Source organism: Agromyces sp. H17E-10 (assembly GCF_022919715.1).
Taxonomy (GTDB): Bacteria; Actinomycetota; Actinomycetes; order Actinomycetales; family Microbacteriaceae; genus Agromyces.
The window spans coordinates 3,190,074-3,213,961 of the sequence record NZ_CP095042.1 but is presented as its reverse complement, the minus strand read 5'-3'; the positions used below and the strand labels follow the sequence as shown (position 1 = coordinate 3,213,961).

At 71.7% G+C, this 23,888-nt stretch carries 20 protein-coding genes and 1 pseudogene; 6 read left to right on the top strand and 15 right to left on the bottom strand.

The annotated features are described in order from the left end of the window. The first annotated feature begins 13 nt into the window (after window positions 1-13). Window positions 14-211, top strand: a complete 198-nt coding sequence (locus MUN74_RS14570) for a hypothetical protein (protein ID WP_244853156.1) — start codon at window positions 14-16, stop codon at window positions 209-211. 36 nt (window positions 212-247) lie between these two features. On the opposite strand, the gene MUN74_RS14565 is transcribed toward MUN74_RS14570, so the two are convergent. From MUN74_RS14565 to MUN74_RS14545, 5 genes are all read right to left on the bottom strand, one after another. Beyond that, window positions 248-787, bottom strand: coding sequence for a rhodanese-like domain-containing protein (locus MUN74_RS14565; protein ID WP_244853155.1), 540 nt, complete (start codon window positions 785-787; stop codon window positions 248-250). An 87-nt stretch (window positions 788-874) separates the two neighbouring features. Continuing rightward, window positions 875-2,179 carry a M18 family aminopeptidase gene (locus tag MUN74_RS14560; RefSeq protein ID WP_244853154.1) on the bottom strand — a complete coding sequence of 435 codons (1,305 nt, stop codon included), beginning with the start codon at window positions 2,177-2,179 and terminating at the stop codon, window positions 875-877. Window positions 2,180-2,265: 86 nt separating this feature from the next. Next, window positions 2,266-3,201 (bottom strand): J domain-containing protein, encoded by a 936-nt coding sequence (locus MUN74_RS14555; RefSeq protein WP_244853153.1) that lies wholly within the window; start codon window positions 3,199-3,201, stop codon window positions 2,266-2,268. A gap of 83 nt (window positions 3,202-3,284) precedes the next feature. Further along, a complete protein-coding gene (locus tag MUN74_RS14550; protein ID WP_244853152.1) occupies window positions 3,285-5,315 on the bottom strand; it encodes a hypothetical protein in 2,031 nt (676 codons plus the stop codon). Window positions 5,316-5,449: 134 nt separating this feature from the next. Beyond that, window positions 5,450-7,012: a DUF7059 domain-containing protein gene (locus tag MUN74_RS14545; protein WP_244853151.1), complete on the bottom strand. Its 1,563-nt coding sequence runs from the start codon at window positions 7,010-7,012 to the stop codon at window positions 5,450-5,452. 146 nt (window positions 7,013-7,158) lie between these two features. Here MUN74_RS14545 and MUN74_RS14540 point away from each other — a divergent pair, with 146 nt between their 5' ends. Next, entirely contained in the window at window positions 7,159-8,727 is a 1,569-nt protein-coding gene (locus tag MUN74_RS14540) for an HNH endonuclease signature motif containing protein (protein WP_244853150.1), read from the top strand. Window positions 8,728-8,816: 89 nt separating this feature from the next. Here MUN74_RS14540 and MUN74_RS19245 read toward each other — a convergent pair whose 3' ends face one another. After that, complete coding sequence (locus MUN74_RS19245) at window positions 8,817-9,203, bottom strand: alpha/beta hydrolase (RefSeq protein WP_255820923.1); 387 nt, start codon at window positions 9,201-9,203, stop codon at window positions 8,817-8,819. A 68-nt stretch (window positions 9,204-9,271) separates the two neighbouring features. Further along, window positions 9,272-9,466 (bottom strand): annotated as a pseudogene (locus tag MUN74_RS19325) (alpha/beta hydrolase); the annotation flags it as partial. A gap of 171 nt (window positions 9,467-9,637) precedes the next feature. Between MUN74_RS19325 and MUN74_RS14530 the strand changes: the two are divergent. Beyond that, the gene (locus MUN74_RS14530) at window positions 9,638-9,970 is read left to right on the top strand and encodes a hypothetical protein (RefSeq protein ID WP_244853149.1); all 333 of its coding nucleotides are present in this window, start codon (window positions 9,638-9,640) and stop codon (window positions 9,968-9,970) included. Between the two features lie 4 nt (window positions 9,971-9,974). Here MUN74_RS14530 and pnuC read toward each other — a convergent pair whose 3' ends face one another. From pnuC to MUN74_RS14505, 5 genes are read right to left on the bottom strand one after another with little or no spacing between them, the layout of a single operon-like run. Further along, entirely contained in the window at window positions 9,975-10,667 is a 693-nt protein-coding gene (gene pnuC / locus MUN74_RS14525) for a nicotinamide riboside transporter PnuC (protein WP_244853148.1), read from the bottom strand. Next, on the bottom strand, window positions 10,664-11,086 hold the full coding sequence (locus tag MUN74_RS14520; RefSeq protein ID WP_244853147.1) for a DUF3054 domain-containing protein: 423 nt from the start codon (window positions 11,084-11,086) through the stop codon (window positions 10,664-10,666). Before MUN74_RS14520 ends, pnuC begins: the two co-directional genes overlap by 4 nt. Further along, window positions 11,083-13,008, bottom strand: a complete 1,926-nt coding sequence (locus tag MUN74_RS14515) for a thioredoxin domain-containing protein (RefSeq protein ID WP_244853146.1) — start codon at window positions 13,006-13,008, stop codon at window positions 11,083-11,085. Before MUN74_RS14515 ends, MUN74_RS14520 begins: the two co-directional genes overlap by 4 nt. Before the next feature lie 20 nt (window positions 13,009-13,028). Beyond that, window positions 13,029-13,856, bottom strand: a complete 828-nt coding sequence (locus tag MUN74_RS14510) for an aldo/keto reductase (protein ID WP_244853145.1) — start codon at window positions 13,854-13,856, stop codon at window positions 13,029-13,031. 23 nt (window positions 13,857-13,879) lie between these two features. After that, the gene (locus MUN74_RS14505) at window positions 13,880-14,656 is read right to left on the bottom strand and encodes a DUF1684 domain-containing protein (protein ID WP_244853144.1); all 777 of its coding nucleotides are present in this window, start codon (window positions 14,654-14,656) and stop codon (window positions 13,880-13,882) included. Window positions 14,657-14,712: 56 nt separating this feature from the next. Here MUN74_RS14505 and hrpA point away from each other — a divergent pair, with 56 nt between their 5' ends. Then, complete coding sequence (gene hrpA, locus MUN74_RS14500) at window positions 14,713-18,717, top strand: ATP-dependent RNA helicase HrpA (RefSeq protein WP_244853143.1); 4,005 nt, start codon at window positions 14,713-14,715, stop codon at window positions 18,715-18,717. A 33-nt stretch (window positions 18,718-18,750) separates the two neighbouring features. Here hrpA and MUN74_RS14495 read toward each other — a convergent pair whose 3' ends face one another. The 3 genes from MUN74_RS14495 to MUN74_RS14485 are packed head-to-tail and all read right to left on the bottom strand — an operon-like array spanning window position 18,751 to window position 21,487. Further along, a complete protein-coding gene (locus tag MUN74_RS14495) occupies window positions 18,751-19,506 on the bottom strand; it encodes an amino acid ABC transporter ATP-binding protein (protein ID WP_244856468.1) in 756 nt (251 codons plus the stop codon). A 59-nt stretch (window positions 19,507-19,565) separates the two neighbouring features. After that, on the bottom strand, window positions 19,566-20,564 hold the full coding sequence (locus MUN74_RS14490; RefSeq protein ID WP_370647302.1) for an amino acid ABC transporter permease: 999 nt from the start codon (window positions 20,562-20,564) through the stop codon (window positions 19,566-19,568). A gap of 20 nt (window positions 20,565-20,584) precedes the next feature. Continuing rightward, window positions 20,585-21,487: an ABC transporter substrate-binding protein gene (locus MUN74_RS14485; RefSeq protein ID WP_244853142.1), complete on the bottom strand. Its 903-nt coding sequence runs from the start codon at window positions 21,485-21,487 to the stop codon at window positions 20,585-20,587. Window positions 21,488-21,736: 249 nt separating this feature from the next. Here MUN74_RS14485 and MUN74_RS14480 point away from each other — a divergent pair, with 249 nt between their 5' ends. Beyond that, the gene (locus MUN74_RS14480; RefSeq protein WP_244853141.1) at window positions 21,737-22,945 is read left to right on the top strand and encodes an MFS transporter; all 1,209 of its coding nucleotides are present in this window, start codon (window positions 21,737-21,739) and stop codon (window positions 22,943-22,945) included. A gap of 14 nt (window positions 22,946-22,959) precedes the next feature. Continuing rightward, window positions 22,960-23,793, top strand: coding sequence for an aldo/keto reductase (locus MUN74_RS14475; protein ID WP_244853140.1), 834 nt, complete (start codon window positions 22,960-22,962; stop codon window positions 23,791-23,793). Window positions 23,794-23,888 lie beyond the last annotated feature (95 nt).

Sequence of the window (23,888 nt, the reverse complement as noted above, 5' to 3'; positions counted from 1 at the left end):
CCATGGTGGCCCCATGGACAGCGACCCGACGATCGATCCGAACTTCTTCTTGGGCGCAGGGCTCATCGGCCTCATCATCGGCCTGGTGATCTACCTCGCAGTGCTCGCCCTGATGCTGTGGATCGGCTACCTCATCATCAAGGCGGCCGTGCGCAACGGGCTCAGGGAGCACACCCTGTGGCTGGAGAGCAGGCGCGGCCCGCTGCGGTGAGGCAGCTGTGATGCCCGCCCTCGGCAGGCACGGCCCTCAGCAGGCGCAGGTGATGCCGGATGCCGCGGCCGGGGTCACCCGTTCGCCGTCGAGTCCGCCCACGGCGACGTTCGTGAGCCCGTCGGGTGCCCGCTGCACGAGCCCCTCGTCGGTCGCGAAGGCGAAGCCCTCACGCACCCAGTACTCGAACCCGCCGATCATCTCCTTCACGGGGTACCCCAGCCGCGCGAACGCGAGCGCCGCGCGCGTCGCGCCGTTGCACGCCGGACCCCAGCAGTAGACGACGACCGGAGTGCCCGCCGGCACGACGGTCTGCGCCTCCTCCGCGATGCGGCGGCCCGGCAGGTGCACGGCGCCCGGCACCCGGCCCTGCGCCCAGGCGGCGTCGTTCCGCGTGTCGACGAGCACGAACCCGGCCGCGCCCGCGGCGAGTTCGGCCGCGACATCCGAGATGTCGGTCTCGAACGCGAGACGCCCCTCGAAATGACGGATCGCCGCATCGGAGGCGGCGACGTTCGCGAAGAGGGACGAGGGCGTGATCGTGTCGGCGTTGTCCTGAGCCAGTCGAAGGGTCATGGCCCCAGACTGGCAGCGCGCACGACACGAGGGCGGCCGAAATCACGCCAACCGCGCGCGACTTCCGGCCACCTTCGAGGAGTGCTGTCAGGCCTCCGCGAAGAACGCGGTCACCGCCGCGCCGAGCGCCGCGAGGTCGCCGACGTGCGCGAGCTCGCGCGCCGAGTGCATCGAGAGCAGCGGCACGCCGACGTCGACCGTGCGGATGCCCAGGCGCGTCGCCGCGAGCGGCCCGATCGTCGACCCGCACGGGATCGCGTTGTTCGAGACGAACGGCTGCGTCGCGATGCCCGCCTGCCGGCAGACGCCCGCCCAGAGCGCGCCTCCGAGGGCGTCGGTCGCGTACCGCTGGTTGGCGTTCAGCTTCAGCAGCGGCCCGCCGCCGAGCACGGGCCGGTTCACGGGGTCGTGACGCTCGCCGTAGTTCGGGTGCACGGCGTGACCGGCGTCGCTCGAGACGATCCAGCTCGCCGAGAAGGCGCGGCGTCGTTCCTCGTCGGAGGCGCCGAGCCCCGACGCGATGCGGCCGAGCACGTCCTCGAGGAACGGGCCGCTCGCGCCCGAGCGCGACTCCGAGCCGAGCTCCTCGTGGTCGAACGCGGCCAGCACGCTCACGTGCCCGGCATCGTCGGGGGCACGCAGCAGCGCGACGAGTCCCGCGTACACCGAACTCAGGTTGTCCATGCGGCCCGAGGCGAACAGCTCGCCCGACCGGCCGAAGCGCGCGGGCGCCGCCGTGTCGGCGACGAGCACGTCGTGGCCGACGATCTCCTGTCCGGCCACGCCGGCCGCCGCGGCGAGCTCGGCGAGCAGGTCGGCCTCGTCGTCGCCCGCGACGACGCCCCAGATCGGCTGGGTATGCCGCTGCTTGTCGAGCAGGAGTCCCTTCGCGTTGACCTCGCGATCGAGGTGGATCGCGAGCTGCGGGATGCGCAGCATCGGCCCCGTGCGTACGAGGTGCACGCCGCCATCGGCGGTCGCGATGCGTCCCGCGAGCTCGAGCTCGCGGTCGAGCCAGCTGTTGAGCAGCGGTCCGCCGTAGACCTCGACCGAGGCCTGCAGCACCCCCTCGCTCACGGTCTGCCCGTTCGGCTTGAGCTTGAACGAGGGCGAGTCGGTGTGCGCCCCGAGGATGCGGTACGGCACGGTCGCTCCGGCGCCGTCGGGCTGCACCCACGCGATGACGGCGCCGTCACGCACGACCACCCGGCGCCCCGGAGCCGTGGGCCAGGCGGCCGTCTCGTCGAGCCGCTCGAACCCGGCCGCCTCGAGACGGCGCGCGACCTCGGCCGCGGCGTGGTACGACGAGGGCGAGGCCTGCACGAAGCTCGCGAAGTCGGCGATGTAGTCGTCGAGGTCGGGCAGGGGCGCGGTGGCGGCGTCAACTGGCATGCTTCCATCCAACACCGCTCGCAGCACGGGAGCGAACCGACGCGGCATCCCGCTCGAGCGACCGGCCGCGGCGGCCGCGGGCCCGCTCAGGCGAAGCGCACGACGGCCTGCAGGCGCGAGCGCACCTCCATGACCTCGGTTCCGCCGAGGTGTGCGGAGCCCGGCAGTCCCTCGCGTACGGCGCTCGCCAGCCGCGACCGGCGCACGAGCGCCACGACGGCGCCGCGCACCGTGCCGCCGAGTTCGAGCGGTTCGGCCGCGTGCTCGTCGGGCACGACGATCACGAGCGCGGTCGGCTTCACCTTCGCCGCCCGCCCGATCGCCTTCGCCCGCGCCGCGAGCGCCTTGAACGGGCGCTCCCCCTCGAGTGCCTCGCCGACGAGCTCGCCCCGCTTGAGCGCGACCGGTCCGCCCCAGTCCTCCGACTGGATCGCGAAGAGCCCCGTCGGACCGAGCACGAGGTGGTCGAGCTTCGGCGGGAGTCCGCGGCCCGCGGCATCCGTCGCGAGGTCGTGCCAGATCGTGTAGGCGATGCCGAGCGTCGAGAGCGCCCGCGCGCTCGCCTCCTCGGCGAGCGCATCGGCGAGCAGGTGCCGGATGCCGCGTGGCGCGCCCCGCACGAGTGCGGGGTCGTACGGGTCGGGCAGGGCGGCTCCACGTCCGACCCACTCGCGGATGGCCTCGAGATACCGCTCGCGTGAGAGCCCGCCCGGGTGGCCGTGCGAACGGGCGAGCGGCCGCGAGTCGCGGCGCGGTCGTGGTGCGGCGGGCGCCCAGGCCTCTCGACCGGATGCGGTGCCCACGCCGTTGCCGTTGCCGCGGTCGAACCGGGCCCGGGCCTCGGGGGTGCCCACGAGCGCCCACGCCTGCTGCACCGCGTGGAAGCGGGCCGCGTCGCCGCCCGTGTCGGGGTGCGCCTCCCGGAGGGCTCGCCGATAGGCCGCGCGCAGGGTCGCCTCGTCGGCATCGACGGAGACGCCCAAGAGTTCGTAGGGCGACGCTGACAGTGGACTCTCGGGCATTGGCTCGCTTTCGTTGCGAGCACGAGAATACCGCCGCGGGCGCCGGCATCCCTATTCATGGGATGCCGGCGCCCGACCGATGCTCAGGAGACCGCGGCCGTGGCGGCGGACGTCTTGGCGATGGTCGGGTAGCCGCTCAGCGAGCCCGTGACCTTCACCGTGATCGTCTTCCCCTTCTGCAGCGATGTCAGCTTGAAGGTCGACGAGGTCGCACCACTGATCGCCGTGCCCGACGCGTACCACTGGTACGAGAACGTGGTGCCGGTCGTCCAGGTGCCGGGCTTCGCCGTGAGCGTCGACCCGACCGCAGCGGTACCCGAGATCGTCGGCGTCGCCACCGTCGCGACCTTCGCCGTCGCCGCCGACGACTTCGACACCGTCGTGTATCCCGAGAGCGCACCCTTCACCGTCACCGTCACCGTCTTGCCGGCCTGCGCACTCGTGAGCTTGAACGTCGACGCCGTCGCCCCCGTGATCGCCGTGCCCGACGCGTACCACTGGTACGAGAACACCGTGCCCGACGTCCAGGTGCCCGGCTTCGCCGTGAGCGTCGACCCGACCGCAGCGGTACCCGAGATCGTCGGCGTCGCCACCGTCGCGACCTTCGCCGTCGCCGCCGACTGCTTGATGGCTCGGATGTTGCCGCCGACGGTGCCGGTGACGACGACGGAGATGGTCTTGCCCGCCTGTGCGCTCGTGAGCTTGTAGGTCGACGCCGTCGCGCCGCTGATCGCGACGCCCGACGCGAACCACTTGTACGAGAACTTCGTCGGGAAGGTCGCGTTCGTCGTCCAGGTTCCGGTCTTCGCCGTGAGCGTCGAGCCGACCGCGGCCGTGCCCGAGATCGTCGGCGTCGCCGCGGTGAAGGTGCCGGCGTCGACGAAGATGTGCTCGGCGGCGAACACCGTCCGGGAGTCGTACGCGGGGAGCGTTCCGGTGAGCTTCAGGTAGATTCCGCGGCCCCGTTGGGCCGTCGTGATCGTGAAGGTCTTGCCGGTCGCGCCTGCGATGTTGCCGTCGGCATACGCCCACTGGTACGAGAACTGGGTTCCCGACGGCCACCCGCCGGCCGACGCCGTCAACGTCGAGCCGACGACGCCGGTACCGGTGAACATCGCGACTCCCGGAGTCAGCGAACCTTTGACGACGGTGCCTCGGACGGCGGTGTCCCACGTCGGCACGTATCCGGCCTTCCGCCCGTCGACGCGCACGCTGAGCTGCTTTCCGACCAGGTCGGCGGTCGGGACGTACGTCGCCGACGTCGCGCCGGTGATCGCCACCGCGTTCGCGAACCACTGGTACGTCACGGCATCGGGCTGGATCTGCCAGGTCGCGGTGACCTGCATCGTCGAACCGACCTGGAGCGAACCGCTGACGTTCAGTTGCGGCATCCACAACGCTGCCGACACGTTCGCGTCGAAGCCCGTCAGCGCCTGGCCGATCCCGACCTCGATGGGCGTCGCCGTGGCGATCTCGCGCTGCAGCTTCCAGTACTGGTCGGGGTAGGTGCCCGTGTTGAAGAGCAGCGTGTACGTACCGGCACGGAGGCCCGTGATGAGGTACTCGCCGTCGGTGCCGATCCGCACGTAGTCGCCTTCGCGCACCCATTCGCCCGAGGCATCCCGTCGCCACGGGAAGACTCCCGCACCGTTCTCAGGCACGCCGGTCAGCTTGCCCGAGATCGTCGAGGCACGAACGAGGGTCATGTCGACGCCGGCGAGCTCCTGACCGTCGGCGACCGTCACCGTCTGCGCCGACGCGAAGTCGAAGCCGTCCTTCCACCAGGCCGTCAGCACGGAGTCGTCGTCCCAGGTCATGAAGCGCAACTTGTAGGTGCCCGCTGCCAGGTACGGGATGGTGAAGTCGCCCTCCGGCGAGATCCACCCACCCACGCTCGCGTTGTCGACCGAAGCCTCGAACGCGCTGACGGTGAGGCCGGCCGCCTCGGGGTCGACGCCCTCGGGCAGGGTCACGTGACCGGAGATGCTCGCCGTGCCGGTACCGACCTCGGCGTGAGCGGGCGGCGCCGAGATTCCGATGGCCGCGAGCACGAGCGCCACCACGGCGCCGACGACGATCCATGCGCGCGGACGCGCGGACAGCAGTGAACTCAAGCGATGCCTCCCAAGCATGCGAGCGCGACCCGGCCCGGCCCGGCACGGTCACGGAAGTAGGGTGGTCGGTCCTGGCCGGGTGCGCCCATTCTCACACAAGCGGAGATCGTCCTCCGCTCCCTCGAGACACGTCGTCATTCGCGGGGCAGCAGCAGCATCCCGTCGACGATGAGCTCGCGGATCTCGGGGAGCAGTTCGCCGGCGAGCGCGGGCCCGTCGACCTCGAGCAGCTGTGCGAGCGCCGCGACGATCGCACCGGCCGCGAGCTCGCCGTCGCAGGCGCCGACGAATGCGGCGAGCGCCGTGCCGGGCGAGATCGTGCGTGCGAACCCGCCGCCCTGGCGCAGCAGCATCGCGGTCGGGTCCTCGTCGCCGGGCCAGTAGTGGCGTTCCTCCGTGACATCGCCCGCGACGGTCAAGTGGACGGCGGCGAGCGACGCGTCGTCGAGCGTTGCCAGCCGGTCGAGCGCGTCGAGGCACTGCGCGAGGTGTCCGCCGAGGCCCGCGGGGTTCGAGCCGATGGCACCGTGCCGTCGCTCGACACGGGCCAGTCTGCCGGTGGCGGATGCCGCTGCTGGGGCATCCGCGTCGCCCGAGCGCCGCACGAGCACGTACCCGAAGCCGACCTCGGTGACGCCGCGCGCCGCGAAATCGTCGAGCCATGCGTCGTACAGGCGGTCGAACGCAGCCGTGCCCGACCGGGTGCCGCCGTCGCGGATCCAGGTCTCGGCGTACTCGGTGACGGGCTGCACCTCGCGCTCGACGAGCCAGTGGTCGAGGTCTCCGGCCCACGAGGCCGCGCGGGCGAGGCCGTCGACGCCGTCGCGGTACTCCCAGTTGGCGAGCAGCTGGGCGACTCCGCCCGGTTCGAGGTGCTCGGCGCAGCCCCGGACGACGGCCTCGACGAGCGCGTCGCCCACCATGCCGCCGTCGCGGTATTCGTACTCGGGCACGCCCTCGGTGCGCGGCGTGATGACGAACGGCGGATTCGACACGATGCGGTCGAACCGCTCGCCGGCGACCGGCTCGAACAGGCTGCCGAGGCGCAGCTCGACGCCGTCGATGCCGTTGAGCTCGAGGTTCATCCGGGCGATCTCGAGCGCCCGCTCGGAGATGTCGGTCGCGACGACCGAGTCGGCGAAGCGCGAGGCGTGCATGGCCTGGACGCCGCAGCCCGTGCCGAGGTCGAGCACGCGCCGCGCGGGCGTCGGCTGCATGAGCCCCGACAGCGTGGTCGACGCGCCGCCGACGCCGAGTACGTGGTCCTCGCGGAGTGCGTGCCCGAGGGCGAGTTCGCCGAGGTCGGAGAGGATCCACCAGTGCGCACTGCCGTGCGCGTCGGTGAACGCGTAGGGGCGCAGGTCGAGTGCGGCGAGGATGGTGGCGCCTTCGCTGCGGATGAGGCCGATCGCGGCCGCATCGTCGAGGCCGAGCTCGGGCAACGCCGCGGCCGCCTCGTCGGCCGGCACCGGCAGGCCGAGCACGAAGAGTTCGGCGAGCACCGCGAGCGGAGCGGACGCGCCGTGCTCGCGTCGGAGGGCGTCGAGCACACGCCGGGCCGGTACTCGTTCGCTGCGGTGGAGCGCGGCAGACGCCGTCTCACCCCAGAGCGCGTCGAGCGCGTCGACGGTGAAGTCGGCGGCTTCGAGGTCGGCGGCGAGGCGAGCGAGCGGGGTCGACGTACGTGCGGAGTCCACCCGCCCATTCAAGCAGTGGCGCCTCGGCCCGTGGGTTGAGGAACGAGCGCAGCGAGCGTCTCGAGACCGCCCGCGCGACCACACGAGTTCTCCACAATCCTCGAACATCTCTTCGAAAATCAGGAGGTTCACGGTAGGCTGATGGCATGCCCGAACCCGCTGGAATACCCGCCCTGACCGGGGTTTCAGCCGCACTCGATCAGGTGTGTTCCGTGTGGGCGGGCGCCGTGCTCGCGGGCGTCGTCGGATCGACGCTCGCAGCTGCTGATGTGCGGGTCATGAGCGATGAGGGGCTCGTCCGGGTCACCGAGGCGTTGGGTGAGTTGTCCCGCCGGGTGCAAGCGTTGCAGGCTCCCATCGCGGCCGAGCTCGCGGCACGGTCACGTCCCGGTACCGACGAGGTCGCCCGCAAGCACGGCTACGCCACGGCCGAACGCCTCATCGCGACCGCCACCGGCAGCCGGCACACCGACGCGGCCAAACTCGTCGCGGTCGGTCAGGCGACCGCACCCCGGGCGTCGTTCACCGGCGAACTGCTGCCGCCCAGGCACCCGCACCTCGCCGACGCACTGGCATCCGGCACGATCTGCGTCGACGCGGCCGAAGTGATCCGCCGCTTCCTCGACCGGGTCGCGCCCCGCGCCGACCGGGCCGAACTCGCCGACGCCGAACGGTTCCTCGTCGAGCAGGCCCCCACCGTCGGAGTCGATGGCCTCCACCGGCTCGTGAAACTCCTCGAAGCCCGACTCGACCCCGACGGCGTCAAGCCCCGCGAAGACGAGTTGCGTGCCGCCCGCGGACTCCGATTCTGGGAAGACCGGGCCGGCATGCTCCAACTCCGCGGCGCATTCGACCCCGTCAACGGCGCCCCCATCAAACTCGCGCTCGAAACCCTGGTCGCCGCCCAACTGCACCAGGCCCGGGGCAGCAACCAGCCGGGCGACTCCGGCGCGACCGGCAGCTGCCACGACGCCACGCCAACGGACGCCGTCGCAGCCGGAGACGCCATCGAGGGCACGCGCAGCGGTGCAGGTACGAACCGCAGCATGAGCCCGGTCGCAGGCGACCGGCCCGACCAGGTATTCATCGAGGACCGCACGATCGTGCAGATGAACGCCGACGCCCTCGCCGACATCGCCCGCACCGCACTCAGCGCTGAGCACGCACCCGCACCCCTCCGACAGACGATGGTCATCGCCCGCGTCGACGCCGACATGCTCACCACCGGGCATGGTCATGGCACGATCGACGGAATCGACCAGCCCATCTCGATCCAGTCCGTGCGCGAACTTGCGATGCACGCCGGCATCGCACCCATCTACCTCGATGAGCACGGCGAGAACCTGCAACTCGGCCGCCACCGCCGCCTGTTCACCCACGCCCAGAAACTCGCCCTCATCGAACGCGACGGCGGCTGCGCCTGGCCCGGCTGCACCCGGCCGCCCTCGCACACCCAAGCCCACCACCTCCGCTGGTGGCGCCGGCACCACGGCCGAACCGACGTCTCCAACGGCGTCATGCTCTGCGCACACCACCACCACCGCATCCACGACGACGGCTGGCTCATCTTCAACATCAACGGCTACGTCTGGTTCATCCCACCCGCACACCTCGACCCCGACCGCAGACCCCGCCCGGGCAACCGCAGAATCCCCACCACCCTGCCCCCACCACCCGACGTACGAACCCTGCTCACCGAGTACGCCGCCGCCTGAGACGCCCCGCACGAGACACCGCCGTGCGCCAGATCGATTCGGGCACGCCCGCGTCGGCCGGGGTCTCCGTCACCGTTGCTCGTCGAGCGTCACCGGGCGCGCGTCTCCCAGGCCGCGGTCGTCGCTTCGACCTCCAGCACGAGGTCGAGCACGAGCGGGAGCGGGCCGAACCCGTCCTCGATCGTGAGGTGTCCGCCACCGGGCACGATGACCCGGTCGAGTTCGAACGCGTCGGCGAACGAGGTCGTGCCGGCCGGGCTGCAGGGGTCGGCGTCGCTCTGCACGACGATCGGCGCCTCGAGGCTCGCCGCGGCGAGCGCCGCCGCGACGCCGGCGCGCGCGTCGTCGTCGGCATCGGTACCGCCCGCGATGAACCCGGCGATCTCCGGCGTCTGCTCGAGGAATCCGTCGGACGGCGGCGCGACGAGCACGACACGTGCGGCCGCCGGCCCGGTGGCATCCGGCCCGGGCTGCACCGCCGGGCACGCTCGATCGCGTACGCGAGCCAGAGCGAGCAGCCGAGGCTGTGCGCGACGACCGTCAACTCCGAGCGGCTCGTCTCGGCGAGCTCGGCCTCGAGCGCCGCGAGCCACCCCTCGCGGGTCGGTTCATCGGCGTCGGGCAGCTGCGGGTAGCGCACGACATGGCCGCGCGCGGTGAGCTCCTCGGCCAGCCAGCGCTGCCAGTGCCCCTCGGGTCGGTGATTCTGCCAGCCGTGCAGGATGAGCACCTCGACCATGTTCGCCTCCTTCATCCGCGGGCACCATTCAAGCGCCTCCTGCGGCGTTGCGCGCGGCGATCGTCACACACCCGTCATCTCCGCGCCATCTCACGTTGCGCCCCGTAACCCGCCTGTCACACGGTGCGCGTAGCGTGAGCGTACGATCGTGACAGCGAGGGAGGGCCGCACATGACGGAGTCACCGGCGCTCGAGCGCCTGCGTCAAGACGCTCGCGACGAGCTCGCCGCCCTCATCGAGTTGCGCTGCCGACTCGGGGAGGATCCGTGGATGTTCCTGCCCGACCTGCCGTCGGTCGACGAGCAGGTCGTCGCAACACTGCGCGAAGAGCGACTCCAGTCCGACGCCTGGGGGCCCGCCCGGTCGCGCGCCTACCACCCGGCGGCGCGCCCCGGTGAAGCCGCGAAGTTCGAGTTCGAGCTGCTGCGCGGCATCGCGATGGAGCATCCCGAGTTGAGCGGCGCCGTGTGGGCGCTGCTCGACCGCGTACCCGCACCCTGGTAGCGGGTCAACCGGTCGATGCGGCCGCCGCGGCGGCATCCCGCCGTCGTTGCACCCGCAGCCAGGTGAAGAACCCGAGCAGCGTGAACGTGCCGTAGAACAGGTAGAGCAGCGCCGACGCGTAGTACCCGGCCGACACGAGCAGCGGTACGCCGACGACGTCGACGGCGACCCAGATGAGCCAGAACTCCGTCCATCCCTTCGCCATGCCCCAGGTCGCGAGCAGCGATCCCATGAAGATCCACGCGTCGGCCCAGACCGGTTCGAACGACCCGAGGGCGCGGAAGATCGGCGTGAGCACGAGCGTCCCGCCGACGAAGACCACGACGAGCAACACGCGCTCCCGGGCGGTCGCCCAGCGCGGGTCGACGGCGTTCGCCGACTCGTGGCGGTGTCGCGACCACTGGATCCAGCCGTAGATCGAGACGGCGATGAACATGAGCTGCCGACCCGCCTGACCCAGCAGGTTGACCGGGTTCGGCGTGTGGAAGACGGCGCCCATGAAGACGGTGAACAGCAGCGCGTTGCCGATGATGCCGACCGGCCACGCCCACACCTTGCGACGCATGCCGCCGAGCGCCGACGCGAGCCCGAAGAGGTTGCCGACGATCTCGCGCCACAGGATGACCTGCCCGCCGATCACGAGCTGCGCGTCGAAGAGCCACTCGATCGGGTTCGGCTCGGCCGCGAGCGTCATCATGCGGAGGCCTGGGCGCGCCCGCGCAGCCGGCGCACGAGTGCGACGATCGCGCGCCAGCCGATGAGGAACACCGCGAGCGTCACGGTCGCGACGATCATGAACGGAACCTGCGCCGTGTCGCCCGCGAGCACCCGCAACGCGAGCCCGCCGACCACCGTCACCGCCCAGACGATCACGCCCGTCGGCCACACGGCCGCGGGCGACCGCCACGCTCGGGCGACGGCCCAACCGACGAGCAGGGCGACGGCGAACGGCCAGGCCGTCGCCGCGATGCCCGCGAGGTCGAGCGCCTCGGCGTGGCTGCGACGACCGATGAGCACGAACACCACCACGAGCACGAGGTCGACGACGAGGCTCAGGACGACGGCCGACGTGGTCGACCTGCCGGTGCTCGCCGGTTCGGCGACGGTTCCGCTCATGCCTCCATCGTACGGAGCGCGGCGGCATCCACGACCGGCAGCGCGCACACGAACTCGCGGCACCGGTACGCGGCCGCGGCGCCGCCCTGCAGGTCGCGTCCGGTGAACAGGTCGAACCCGGCTGCTGCGAACCGTCTGGCCTCTGCGGCGGTGACGACGACCGTGACGGATGCCGCGTGCCGGCGACTCTCGGCGACGAGTGCCGCGGCCGCCTCGTCGGCGGGCACCGGCCGTGCGGTTCCGTCGGGCACGACCGTCACGAGCTGGACCACGGGGGCCGCGAGCTCGGCCATGAGCCCGAGCGATCCGCCGAACGCGATCGGCCGCTCGAGCGCGATGCCCGCGACGCCCTCCATCGCCTGCACGGCCGCGTCGCGGTACCGTTCGCCCGCTCCGAGCAGCCAGAGCTGCCAGGCAGCCCGGGCGCACGCGGTGACCCCCGATGGCACTGCGCCCTCGGCCGGGTCGCTCGGCAGCGCGAGGCCGTGCGCTGCGAGCACCGGGTCGGCACCGCCGGGCACGGCGAAGGGCTGGCCGGCATGCGCCGCATCGCCGTCACCCGCGCCGCCCGCGGCGCCCGCGGCGCCCGCGGCGAGCGTCGCGTCGACGAGGTCGCGCGCGATCACCGCGTAGCCGACGTCGCCGCTCGCGAGCGCGAGCTCGACGAGTCCCGACGCGAACATGCCGGAGTCCTCGAGCGCCGCCCGCGCACCGGAGATGCGGCCGTCGCGTGAGGCGCGTACGAGCATGCCGTCCGCGGTGCGATGACGCTCGACGAGGAGGTCGGCGGCCCGGCGCGCCGCGGCGAGCGCGTCGGCGCCGCCCGGATCGGCGAGCACGGCCGATGCCCGGGCGAGCGCCCCGATCGCGAGCCCGTTCCAGCCCGTGAGCACCTTCTCGTCGAGGGGTGGCGGCTCGAGCGATCGACGTTCGGCGGCATCGGCCCTCGCGTAACCGCCCTCGGTGCGCACACCGTCGACCATGCTCTCCGAGTCCTGTGCGGCGGCGAACCCGCCGCCCCGCAGCTGCATCGTGCCGACGAGGAACGACGCGGTGTCGCGCGCGACGACGAGCGCGGCGGAGTCGTCGCGGGCGAGGTCGACCGCGACGTCGAGCAGCAGTGCGTTGTCGGTGAGCATGCGCTCGTAGTGCGGTTCGCTCCAGTCGGCGCGCGTCGCGTACCGGTAGAAGCCCCCGTCGACCTGGTCGCGAAGGGGCGAGGCGGCCATGGTCGCGAGCGTGCGCGCCGCGAGCGTGCGCCCGTTCGCGCCGCCTCGGGCGAGGAACCCGAGCACGGGCGCGACCGGGAACTTCGGAGCGCCGCCGAACCCGCCGTGCACCGGGTCCTCCTGCGCCGCGAGCGACCGCACCGCGGCATCCAGTTCGACCGCCGTCGGCAGGCCGCCGGCCGTGGGGGCCTGCGCTGCGGCGGCGAGCGCACCTGCGACGGCCTCAGCGGTGTCGGTGAGCTGCTCGCGGCGCTCGCGCCACGCCTCGTCGACCGCCGCGAGCACCTGCCGGAACGACGGCATGCCGCGCTGCGGCACGGGCGGGAAGTAGGTGCCCGCGTAGAACGCCCGACCCTCGGGGGTCGCGAACACCGTGAGCGGCCAGCCGAGCTCACGGGTGAACGCCGAGGCGGCCGCGAGATAGCTCGAGTCGACGTCGGGATGCTCCTCACGGTCGACCTTGATCGACACGAACCGCTCGTTGAGCACGCGCGCCGTCTCGACGTCGCCGAAGCTCTCGCGCGCCATGACGTGGCACCAGTGGCAGGTCGCGTATCCGATCGAGATCATGACCGGGATGTCGCGGGCACGCGCCTCGGCGAACGCGTCGTCGCCCCACGGGAACCAGTCGACGGGGTTCCCCGCGTGGGCCCGCAGGTAGGGGCTGACGGCGTCGGCGAGACGGCGGCCCATGGTGCCAGCCTAGCCCGCGCTCAGTTCACCTCGTCGGGATGCGCGCTCACCCGGCCCTCACGTTCGAGCGCCGTGATCGCCTGCATCTCGGCTTCGTCGAGCGCGAAGTCGAACACATCGAAGTTCTCGGCCATTCGCGCCCGATGCGTCGACTTCGGGAACACGATGTGGCCCCGCTGCAGGTGCCAGCGGATCACGACCTGCGCGGGCGACTTGCCGTGCACGGCCGCAGGACCCGCGATCTCGGGCAGCTCGAAGAGCGGGTACTTGCCCTGGCCGAGCGGACCCCACGCCTCGATCGCGATGCCGTGCTCCTCGGCGAAGGCAGCCGTCGCGGGCTGCTGGTGGGCGGGATGCAGCTCGATCTGGTCGACCGCCGGTACGACGTCGGTCTCGTCGAGCAGCCGCTCGAGGTGCGGCACGAGGAAGTTCGAGACGCCGATCGAACGGACCCGTCCGGTCGCGCGGATCTTCTCGAACTCGCGCCACGTGTCGACGTAGCGATCGCGGGCGGGGCTCGGCCAGTGGATGAGATAGAGGTCGACGTAGTCGAGACCGAGGCGCTCGAGGCTCGCGTCGAAGGCGTCGTGCACCGACTGGGTGCCCTGGTCGTCGTTCCAGAGCTTCGTCGTCACGAACAGCTCTTCGCGGGCGATGCCCGACGCCGCGATCGCGCGGCCGACGCCCGCCTCGTTGCCGTAGATGCGAGCGGTGTCGAGGTGCCGGTAGCCGACCTCGAGCGCATCGGTCACGATGCGCTCGGTCTCCTTCGGATCGACCTTGAAGACGCCGAAGCCGAGCTGGGGAATGGAGTGGCCGTCGTTGAGCTGGATGCGGGGAACCGTCATGTCCGCCATCCCATCACGGTCGCTCACGCGACGGCAGGGCGGTTCGCTGTCCGCGAAGCCTCGACGGGCACCGGCAGCCGCTCCCCCGCACGCACCGCGACCGGCCAGCGGTTGCCCGCCGAGGGCAACGGGCACACGTACTGGTCGCTGAACGCGCACGGCGGCAGGTACGCGCGGTTGAAGTCGAGCGTGAGGGTGCCGTCGGCGTCGGGTTCGCCGACCGCCAGGAACCGGAACCGATACGACTCGCTCCCGCTCGTCGCATCGGCGAACACCGCGCCGAGTCCGCCCGCATCGCGGGTGAGGGTCAGCTCGACCGGCGTGCCGTCGACGTCGAACCGTGCGACGCCGCCCGCCGCCTCCGTCGATGCGTGGCCGTCGACGCTCGTCACGTCGATCGAACCGCCGTCGGCAGCCTCGAACCGGGCTCGCACGACCCACTCGGGCGCGAACGGGTACGCGTCGATGCCCGCGAGCGACGTGCGCGTCGGGGCTTCGGGGTCGAGCACGCGCAACGCGAGCGCACCGTCGCGCTCGAACGCGCGAAGCAGGGTCGCGCCGACCACGAGCTGGTCGCCCGGTGCGAGCCGCACGGGCCCCGCGGCATCCTCGAGCCCGACGCCGACCACCACGCCGCCGTCGGCCGACCAGCGGCCGGGAGCGCCCTCGACCGTCTCGGGCTCTGCGGCGAACAGCCAATGGGTGTACCGCAGGGCCGCGAGCCCGTGCGGAGCCGTCGCCCGCTGTTCGCGGGCGGTTCGCCAGGCCTGCCAGTCGGACTCGGAACGATCGGTCGTCATGCGTCAACGCTACCGATCCGGCGATGCCCGCCCGACACGTCATACGATGGAGGGCTATGTCCTCGCCAGCGTCGATCCCCGTGATCACCTATCCCGCCGAGCTGCCGGTCTCCGCCCAGCGCGACGAGATCGCGCGCGCGCTCGAGTCGCACCAGGTCGTGATCGTGGCCGGCGCGACCGGCTCGGGCAAGACCACGCAGCTGCCGAAGATCTGCCTCGAGCTCGGCCGCACGTCGATCGCGCACACGCAGCCGCGACGCATCGCCGCCCGGACGATCGCCGAGCGCATCTCGGAGGAGCTCGGCGTCGAGCTCGGCGGGCTCGTCGGCTACCAGGTGCGCTTCACCGACCGGGTGAGCGACTCCACGCGCATCAAGGTGATGACGGACGGCATCCTGCTGAACGAGATCCACCGCGACCGCGAACTGCGCCGCTACGACACGATCATCATCGACGAGGCCCACGAACGCAGCCTCAACATCGACTTCCTGCTCGGGTACCTGAAGCGCCTGCTGCCGCGCCGCCCCGACCTCAAGGTCATCGTCACGAGCGCGACGATCGACCCCGAGAGCTTCGCGCGCCACTTCTCGGATGCTGCGGGCGAACCCGCCCCCGTCGTCGAGGTCTCCGGGCGCACCTACCCCGTCGAGGTGCGCTACCGGCCGCTCGTCGCCGAGGCCGGTGCCGGCGACGAGGAGGACGACGAGGGCGCCGCCGCCGACGACAAGGACGTGCAGCGCGGCATCATCGACGCGCTCGACGAGCTCGATCGCGAGTCGCGCGGCGACGTGCTCGTGTTCCTGTCGGGCGAGGGCGAGATCCGCGACGCCGAGCAGGCGGTGCGTGCGCGCTACGCGGGCGGCCGCGGCGGCGAGACCGAGGTGCTGCCGCTCTACGGGCGGCTCTCGTCGGCCGACCAGCACCGCGTCTTCGAGCCCTCGAAGGTCGCAGGGCTCCGCCGGCGCGTCGTACTCGCGACGAACGTCGCCGAGACGAGCCTCACCGTGCCCGGCATCCGGTACGTCATCGACGCCGGCACCGCGCGCATCAGCCGGTACTCGGTGCGCTCGAAGGTGCAGCGACTGCCGATCGAGCCCATCTCGCAGGCCTCGGCGAACCAGCGTTCGGGCCGATCCGGCCGCACGAGCGACGGCATCGCGATCCGGCTGTACTCGGAGGACGACTTCGAGCGCCGGCCCGAGTACACCGACCCCGAGATCCTGCGCACCAACCTCGCGGCGGTCATCCTGCAGATGGCGTCGCTCGGGCTCGGGCAGATCGAGGAGTTCCCGTTCCTCACGCCGCCCGACGCCCGCGGCATCCGTGACGGCCTCGAGCTGCTGCGCGAACTCGGTGCCCTCGACGACGGCGCCCCGGGCGACGGGCCGCAGCTGACCCGCATCGGCCGGCAGCTCTCGCGCCTGCCGATCGAGCCCCGGTTCGCGCGCATGGTGCTCGAGTCGAAGGCGCAGGGCGTCTCGCGAGAGGTCCTCGCGATCGTCGCGGGCCTCACGATCCAGGATCCGCGCGAGCGCCCGCTCGAACGTCGCGAAGAGGCGAACGGGTTCCACGCCCGATTCGTCGATCCCACGAGCGACTTCCTCACGATCCTGAACCTCTGGAACCACCTCGAGGCGAAGCAGCGCGAGCTCTCCGGCAGCGCGTTCCGCCGCATGTGCAAGTCGGAGTTCCTCAACTACCTGCGCGTGCGCGAGTGGCAGGACCTCTACCGCCAGCTGGTGCGGCTCGCGAAGCCGCTGGGCCTCCACGTGAACGAGCGCGCCGGCGAACCCAACGGCGACGGCATCCACCGGGCGCTGCTCGCGGGCCTGCTCTCGCAGATCGGCCTCCGCGACGACGCGCAGACGGGCTCGGGTCGCGGCGGAGCAGGCTCCGCGCGCGACGCCGAGCGGCGGGGTCGCCGGCGCGACGCCGAGTTCGTCGGCGCCCGCAGCACGCGCTTCGTGATCTTCCCGGGCTCCGCACTCGCGAAGAAGCCACCGCAGGCGCTCATGAGCGCCGAGCTCGTGGAGACGAGCCGGCTCTTCGCCCGCACGAACGCCGCGATCGACCCGGCGTGGGCCGAGCAGCTCGCGGGCCCGCTCGCGAAGCGCAGCTACTCCGAACCGCGCTGGGAGCGGCGTCAGGGCTCGGCGGTCGCCGACGAGAAGGTGCTGCTGTTCGGCGTGCCGATCGTCGCGAAGCGTCGCATCCAGCTCGCCCGGGTCGACGCCGAGCTCGCGCGCGAGCTGTTCATCCGCCACGCGCTCGTCGAGGAGGACTGGGACACCTCACGCCTCGACCGGCGCCTCTTCGCCTTCGTGAAGCAGAACCGGATGCTGCGCCGCGAGCTCGGCGAGGTCGAGGAGCGGACCCGTCGGCGCGACCTGCTCGCGGGCGACGAGGCGGTCGTCGCCTTCTACGAGGCACGTGTGCCGCACGACGTCTCCGACGTGCGCTCGTTCGAGCGCTGGTGGCGCGGTGCGCAGCGCACGAGCCCCGACCTGCTCAGGATGCGGCGGGAGGACCTCGTCGGCGAGGAGGCCGACGACGGCCGGGGCGACGGCTTCCCCGATCGGTGGAAGCAGGGCGACCAGACGCTCTCGCTGTCGTACCGCTTCGAGCCCGGCGCCGACGACGACGGAGTGACGGTGGTCGTGCCGCTCGTGCTCCTGCCGCGTCTCGAGCCGGCCGGATTCGACTGGCAGGTGCCCGGCCTCCGCGACGAGCTCATCACGGCGCTCCTGCGCGCCCTGCCGAAGGTGCTCCGGCGCCAGGTCGTTCCCGCCGCAGAGTGGGCGGCGAAGATCGCCGACGAGCTCCCCGCCGGCCCCGAGAAGGGCGAGCCGCGCGAGCCGCTCACCGCCGAGGTCGGGCGGGCGATCCGCAAGCTCACCTTCACCCCCGTCGACCCGTCCGACTTCGACCTCGAGCGCGTACCGCCGCACCTTCGTGTCACCTTCCGGGCCGTCGACGAGCGCGGGCGCGCGCTGGGCACCTCGAAGGACCTCGCCGAGCTGCAGGCCCGACTCGCCGATCGCACCCGCGACGCGGTCGCCCGTGCGGTCGGCGGCAGCACCGTCGGCGGCAAGGCGGTCGGCGGCAAGGCGGTCGGCGGCACCGACCGGAAGCCGGCCCGCGCGAGCTCGGGCGCAGCACCCCGAGCGAGCGTCGCTCCCCCGCCCCCCGAACTCGCCGAGCGCGGCGGCATCACGACATGGGAGTGGGACGAGCTGCCCGAGCACCTCGACACGAGCCAGGCGGGCAACGTCATCCGGGCCTACCCGACGCTCGTCGACGAGCGCGATGCCGTCGCGCTGCGACTGGTGGCGACGGCCGACGAGCGCGACCGGGCGCTCCGCCGCGGCATCCGCCGACTCGTCGTGCTCGCGACGCCGACGCCCGTCGCCTACGTGCAGGAGCACCTCTCGAACGACGAGAAGCTCGCCCTCGCCTCGAGCGCCTACCCGTCGACTCGGGCGCTCCTCGACGACTGCCTCGCCGCGTGCGTCGACGCCGAGTTGCGTGCGCGCCACCCCGACGGCATCCTGCGCACACGGGCCGAGTTCGAGGCCGTGCGCGACGCCGCCGCCGCGTCGGTCGTCGACCGGATGTTCGAGACCGTGTCGCTCACGGCCCGCATCCTGAAGGCGGCCCGAGACGCCGACCGCGCGATCTCGAAGGCCTCGAGCATCCAGCTCATGGCCGCCCTCGCCGACCTGCGCGAGCAGCTCGCGGCGCTCGTGCCGAACGGCTTCGTCTCGGCGACGGGACTCGAGCGGTTGCGGCACCTGCCGCGCTACCTCGAGGCGATCGCCGTCCGCGTGCGCAAACTCGTCGACAACCCCGGCCGCGACCGGCAGCTCATGAACGAGTTCGACGTGGCGCGGCAGGCCTACGAGAAGGCCGGCGGCACGCTGCCGATCGCCCCCGACGCCGACCCGTCGCTCGTGCGCGTGCGCTGGATGCTCGAGGAGCTGCGCGTGGGGCTCTTCGCCCAGGAGCTGCGCACGGCCGAGACCGTGTCGGTGCAGCGCGTGCAGAAGGCGCTCGCCGGCTGAGCCGACGAGCGCCTTCTGAGCGGCCTGCGCGGCCTAGAGCACCTTCGACAGGAAGGCTCGGGTGCGCTGGTGCTGCGGGTTCGAGAGCACCTCGCGCGGGTCGCCCGACTCGACGACGACGCCGCCGTCCATGAAGACGAGCGTGTCGGCGACCTCGCGGGCGAAGCCCATCTCGTGCGTCACGACGATCATGGTCATGCCGCTCTTCGCGAGCTCCTTCATGACCTCGAGCACCTCGCCGACGAGCTCGGGGTCGAGCGCCGAGGTCGGCTCGTCGAACAGCATGAGCTTCGGCTCCATCGCGAGCGCCCGGGCGATCGCGACGCGCTGCTGCTGGCCGCCCGAGAGCTGCGCCGGGTAGTAGTCGCTGCGCTCGGCGAGGCCGACGCGGGCGAGGAGTTCGAGCGCGCGCGCCTTCAGCTTCGCCTTCGACATGCCCTTCTTCAGCAGCGTCGGCGCGAGCATCACGTTCTCGACGGCGGTCATGTGCGGGAAGAGGTTGAAGCGCTGGAACACCATGCCGATGTCACGGCGCTGCTTCGCGGCGTCCTTCGGGTGCAGCTCGTAGATCTTGTCGCCGTGCTGGCGGTAGCCCACGAGCTCGCCGTCGACCGACAGCCGGCCGGCGCTCACCGTCTCGAGGTGGTTGATGCAGCGCAGGAACGTCGACTTGCCCGAACCCGACGGACCGACGAGGCAGAGCACCTCGCCCCGTTTGACCTCGAGCGAGATCGAACGCAGCACGAGGTTCGAACCGTACGACTTCGACACCGCCTCGGCCTTCACCATGGGGGTCTGCGTCGTCACCACGGGGGTCTGCGCCGCCACCGTGGGGGTCTGCGCGGCGTTCATGCTCCTCCTCCGGAGTGGTGGTCGCTCGGCGGCATCTCGGCCTCGACGGCGGCGACGGCCTTCGTCTCGACGGTGGGCTTCTGCGGTGCGGGCCGCTGGTCGATGCCCTTCGCGTAGTGCTTCTCGAGGTAGTACTGGCCCACCATGAGGATCGACGTGATCGCGAGGTACCAGATCGACGCGACGATGAGCATCGGCACCGGCTGGTACGTCTTGGCCGCGATGTCGGTCGTCCTCGTGAACAGCTCGAGCGTGAACGGCACCGCGATGACGAGCGAGGTCGTCTTCAGCATCGAGATGACCTCGTTGCCGGTCGGCGGGATGATCACGCGCATGGCCTGCGGCAGGATGACGCGGCTCATGGTGTGCCACCAGCCGAGGCCGAGCGCCGTGGCCGCCTCCTCCTGGCCGCGGTCGACCGCGAGCAGGCCGGCGCGCACGATCTCCGCCATGTAGGCGGCCTCGTTGAGCGCGAGGCCGATGATCGCGAGCGCGAAGTAGCTCAGGAGATCGCTCGTGACGATCGAGATCCACGGCTCGTTGCCGGGGATGCCGATGTCGATCGACTTGTAGATGACGCCGATGAGGCCCCAGAACACGAGCTGCACGTACACCGGGGTGCCGCGGAACAGCCAGAGGTACACCCACGCCACCGACTTCACGACGGGGTTCGGCGAGAGGCGCATGACGGCGAGCACGATGCCCAGGATGATCGCGATGACCATCGAGTACACGGTGAGCTGGAGGGTGTACCCGGCGGCCTCGACGACGCGCGTGTCGAGCAGGTACTTGCCGACCTCGTTCCAGTTGTAGACCGGGCGGTTGACGGCCGCGTCGACCACGAAGAGGACGGCGAGCACGATGAGGACGACCGCGAGGACCATCCGCCACGGGTGGCGGAGCTTGATGGCCTTGATCGCCTCGGGGGGCGTGTCGGTTCCGGTGCCGGCCGGCGGGGTCTCTGTCCCCGCCGGCCGGGACTGCATGTCGGACATGACTGCGGTGTCTTACCGGATCAGTTGGTGGCGCCGTTGATGGTCGCCTCGTCGACCGCACCCGACTCGATGCCGGCGGCCTTCAGGATCTCGAGGTACGTGCCGTCGTCGATAAGCGACTGCACCGCGGCCTGCACGGCCTTGGTCATGTCGCTGCCCTTCTGCGTGGCGAAGCCGTAGGGCGCGGCGTCGAACATCTCGCCGACGGTCTCGAGCTGGCCGTCGAGGTTCGCGACCGCGTCACCCGTGACGGGCAGGTCGGCCGAGAACGCGTCGGCCTTGCCGTTGACGACGGCGTTCGTGACCTCGGGCTGGCCGTCGAAGGGCAGGATCTCGATGGCGGGCTTGCCCTCGTCGGTGCACTTCTTGCTGCGCGCCGGCAGCTCGTCGGTGTGCTGGATGGTGCCCGACTGCACGGCGACGGTCTTGCCGCACGCGTTGTCCGGGGTGATGTCGCTGCCCGCCGGGGCGGCCCACAGGCTGCCCGCGTTCAGGAAGTCGACGAAGTCGACCGACGCCTGGCGCTCGACCGTGTCGGTGAACGACGACGAGCCCATGTCGAGCGCGCCCTCCTGGATGCGGGGGATGATGCTGTCGAAGCTCAGGATCTGCCACTCGGGCTCGAGGCCCAGCTTGGCCGAGACCGCCTCGGCGAGGGTGACGCCCCAGCCGGTCGGCTCGCCCGCATCGTTCTTGTACTCGTTGGGCGGGTACTCCGCGTCGGTGCCGATGCGCAGCACACCCGAGTCCTTGACCTCGGAGGGCAGCAGGGCGACCGCGGCGTCGTCGGCCTCGACGGAGGTCTTGGGCGCGGTGCTCTCGGCACCGCCGCCCTCGCTCTCGGAGTTGTTGACGCAGCCAGTGAAGAGCAGGGCCGCGGCGGAGGCGATGGCGGCCGGCAGGAGCAGTCGGCGGATGTTCATGTTGGTACCTCTGTCGTCACGCGATGATGGGGACAAACGACTGAGCGCAAAGTGAGGCTCCGTCGCCGTAGATCGAGCCTAGTCCCACCCGACCTCGACGCAACCATCTCTGCAGATCACGATTCGGCAGCGATTCGAAGTGACCGCCGCGGCCCCCTGAGACGCAAGATTCCGTCTTTTCAGCACCGGATGCCGCAGCTCTCGCCCGTCCGACGCGTCCGGCGCACCGCTCGATAGGCTTGGCGCACTGTGGGGAGCTACTCGGAACTGCTGAAGACGCGCGGCGTCGCGCGCATCATCGCCGCCCAGCTGACCGCGCGCTTCCCGTCGGGGATGCTGTCGCTCGCGTTCCTGCTGCACGTCGAGCAGCAGACGGGGTCGTACGGCGCCGCGGGCCTCGTGCTGGCCGCGACCTCGATCGGCCAGGCCGTCGCCGGCCCGTTCACGAGCCGGCTCATGGGCCGCTTCGGCATGCGGCCGGTGCTCATCACGACGCTCGTGATCTGCGTGACCGCGATCGTCGCGATCGGCGTGCTGCCGCTCACCGTGCCCCTGTACATGGTCATCGGCCTCGTGGCGGGCCTGTCGACCCCGCCGATCCAGCCGGCCGTGCGCACCATCTACCCCAAGATGGTGAACTCCCGCCAGATCACGCCCCTCTACTCGCTCGACGCGTCGGCGCAGGAGATCATCTGGGTCGTCGGTCCCGTCGTGACGACGTTCGTCTCGACGCAGGTCGGCACCGTGTGGGGCATCCTGCTCGCCGCCCTGCTCATGGTCGTCGGCGGTGCGTGGTTCATCTCCTCCCCCGAGCTCGGCCGCGTGCGCATCCCGCGTTCGAAGCAGCGGTTCGGCACCGTGCTCGGGCGCCCGGCGGTGCTGCTCGCGACGATCGTCGGCTTCCTGCTCATCGGCGCCTGCGCGGCGATCGAGGCCGGCGTCGTCGCCGTGTTCGGCCACGACGGCAGCGAGGCGGGCATCGTGCTCGCGATCTTCTCGGTCGGCTCGCTCGCGGGCGGCCTCTTCCTCGGCCACGTGCCGATCGGACCGTGGTCGACGGCGCGGCGCATGCTCATCGTCTTCGCCGGCACGGCGCTCGCCGCCTTCGTGATGGACTTCTGGTGGCTCTCGATCACCCTGTTCATCGCCGGAATCGGCATCGCCCCCGCCCTCGCGGTGCTCTTCTCGATCGTGTCGGCGAGCGTGAAGTTCTCCGACACCGCCGAGGCGTACGGCTGGGTCGGCACGGGCCAGCTCATCGGCGCGGCCCTCGGCTCGGCGCTCGCCGGCTTCCTCATCGACGGGTACGGCGCGCAGGGCGCCTTCTGGGCGGCGACGGCACTCGCGGCGGTCGGCGTGCTCGCGGCGGTGCTCGGCCGGCCGTGGCATCCCGACCTGCGCGGCCGCGATGCGAGCCCGATCCCCGACACCGAGCCGGTGCCGCTCCAACCCAGCTGAGAGAAGGGCCCCGGATGCTGCATCCCATCCCCCGCGCACCGCTCGTGCCGCTCGCCGACGGCCACGCGGTCCCGCAGCTCGGCTACGGCCTCTACAAGGTGCCGGCCGACGACGCGGCGCGCCTGGCCGGCGAGGCGATCGCCGCGGGCTACCGGCACCTCGACACCGCGGCGTTCTACGCCAACGAGCGCGGCACCGGCGAGGCGGTGCGTGCGGCGGAGGTACCGCGCGACGAGCTGTTCGTGACGAGCAAGGTCTGGAAGGACGACAACGGCTACGACGAGACGCTGCACGCGTTCGACGCGACGATGCGCCGGCTCGCGCTCGAGCGGCTCGACCTGTACCTCATCCACTGGCCCGTGCCGTCGACCGACCGGTACGTCGAGACGTGGCGTGCGCTCGTCCGGCTGCGCGACGAGGGCCGGGTCCGCTCGATCGGCGTCTCGAACTTCCACGCGCACCACCTCGAGCGCATCATCGGCGAGACCGGTGTCATGCCGGTCGTCAACCAGGTCGAGCTGCATCCCCGGCTGCCGCAGACCGAGCTCCGCGCGTTCCACGAAGCCCGAGGCATCCGCACCGAGGCCTGGTCGCCGCTCGCCCGGGGCCGCCTGCTCGACGATCCCGTGCTCGCAGGGCTCGCGGCGGCGCACGGCCGCAGCCCGGCGCAGATCGTGCTGCGCTGGCACGTGCAGCTCGGCAACATCGTCATCCCGAAGGCCTCGTCACCCGAGCGCATCCGCGAGAACCTCGACGTCTTCGACTTCGACCTCGGCCCCGCCGACCTCGCCGCGATCGCCGCCCTCGCCACCGGTGAACGCACCGGGCGCGACCCCGACGACGACTGAACACGACCGACCGGGGAGCGCTCCATCACAGCCCGGTCACGGGTCGGTCACGTTCTGGTCACAGCGCGATCCGATCGTGACCGGTCTCCCAGCCG

What these genes read in the sequence shown, in the direction of transcription:
- MUN74_RS14570 (WP_244853156.1), top strand. Translation starts at nt 14, where the DNA reads ATGGACAGCGACCCGACGATCGATCCGAACTTCTTCTTGGGCGCAGGG.
- MUN74_RS14565 (WP_244853155.1), bottom strand. Translation starts at nt 787, where the DNA reads ATGACCCTTCGACTGGCTCAGGACAACGCCGACACGATCACGCCCTCG.
- MUN74_RS14560 (WP_244853154.1), bottom strand. Translation starts at nt 2,179, where the DNA reads ATGCCAGTTGACGCCGCCACCGCGCCCCTGCCCGACCTCGACGACTAC.
- MUN74_RS14555 (WP_244853153.1), bottom strand. Translation starts at nt 3,201, where the DNA reads ATGCCCGAGAGTCCACTGTCAGCGTCGCCCTACGAACTCTTGGGCGTC.
- MUN74_RS14540 (WP_244853150.1), top strand. Translation starts at nt 7,159, where the DNA reads ATGCCCGAACCCGCTGGAATACCCGCCCTGACCGGGGTTTCAGCCGCA.
- MUN74_RS14530 (WP_244853149.1), top strand. Translation starts at nt 9,638, where the DNA reads ATGACGGAGTCACCGGCGCTCGAGCGCCTGCGTCAAGACGCTCGCGAC.
- pnuC (WP_244853148.1), bottom strand. Translation starts at nt 10,667, where the DNA reads ATGATGACGCTCGCGGCCGAGCCGAACCCGATCGAGTGGCTCTTCGAC.
- MUN74_RS14520 (WP_244853147.1), bottom strand. Translation starts at nt 11,086, where the DNA reads ATGAGCGGAACCGTCGCCGAACCGGCGAGCACCGGCAGGTCGACCACG.
- MUN74_RS14515 (WP_244853146.1), bottom strand. Translation starts at nt 13,008, where the DNA reads ATGGGCCGCCGTCTCGCCGACGCCGTCAGCCCCTACCTGCGGGCCCAC.
- MUN74_RS14510 (WP_244853145.1), bottom strand. Translation starts at nt 13,856, where the DNA reads ATGACGGTTCCCCGCATCCAGCTCAACGACGGCCACTCCATTCCCCAG.
- MUN74_RS14505 (WP_244853144.1), bottom strand. Translation starts at nt 14,656, where the DNA reads ATGACGACCGATCGTTCCGAGTCCGACTGGCAGGCCTGGCGAACCGCC.
- hrpA (WP_244853143.1), top strand. Translation starts at nt 14,713, where the DNA reads ATGTCCTCGCCAGCGTCGATCCCCGTGATCACCTATCCCGCCGAGCTG.
- MUN74_RS14495 (WP_244856468.1), bottom strand. Translation starts at nt 19,506, where the DNA reads ATGGTGAAGGCCGAGGCGGTGTCGAAGTCGTACGGTTCGAACCTCGTG.
- MUN74_RS14490 (WP_370647302.1), bottom strand. Translation starts at nt 20,564, where the DNA reads ATGTCCGACATGCAGTCCCGGCCGGCGGGGACAGAGACCCCGCCGGCC.
- MUN74_RS14485 (WP_244853142.1), bottom strand. Translation starts at nt 21,487, where the DNA reads ATGAACATCCGCCGACTGCTCCTGCCGGCCGCCATCGCCTCCGCCGCG.
- MUN74_RS14475 (WP_244853140.1), top strand. Translation starts at nt 22,960, where the DNA reads ATGCTGCATCCCATCCCCCGCGCACCGCTCGTGCCGCTCGCCGACGGC.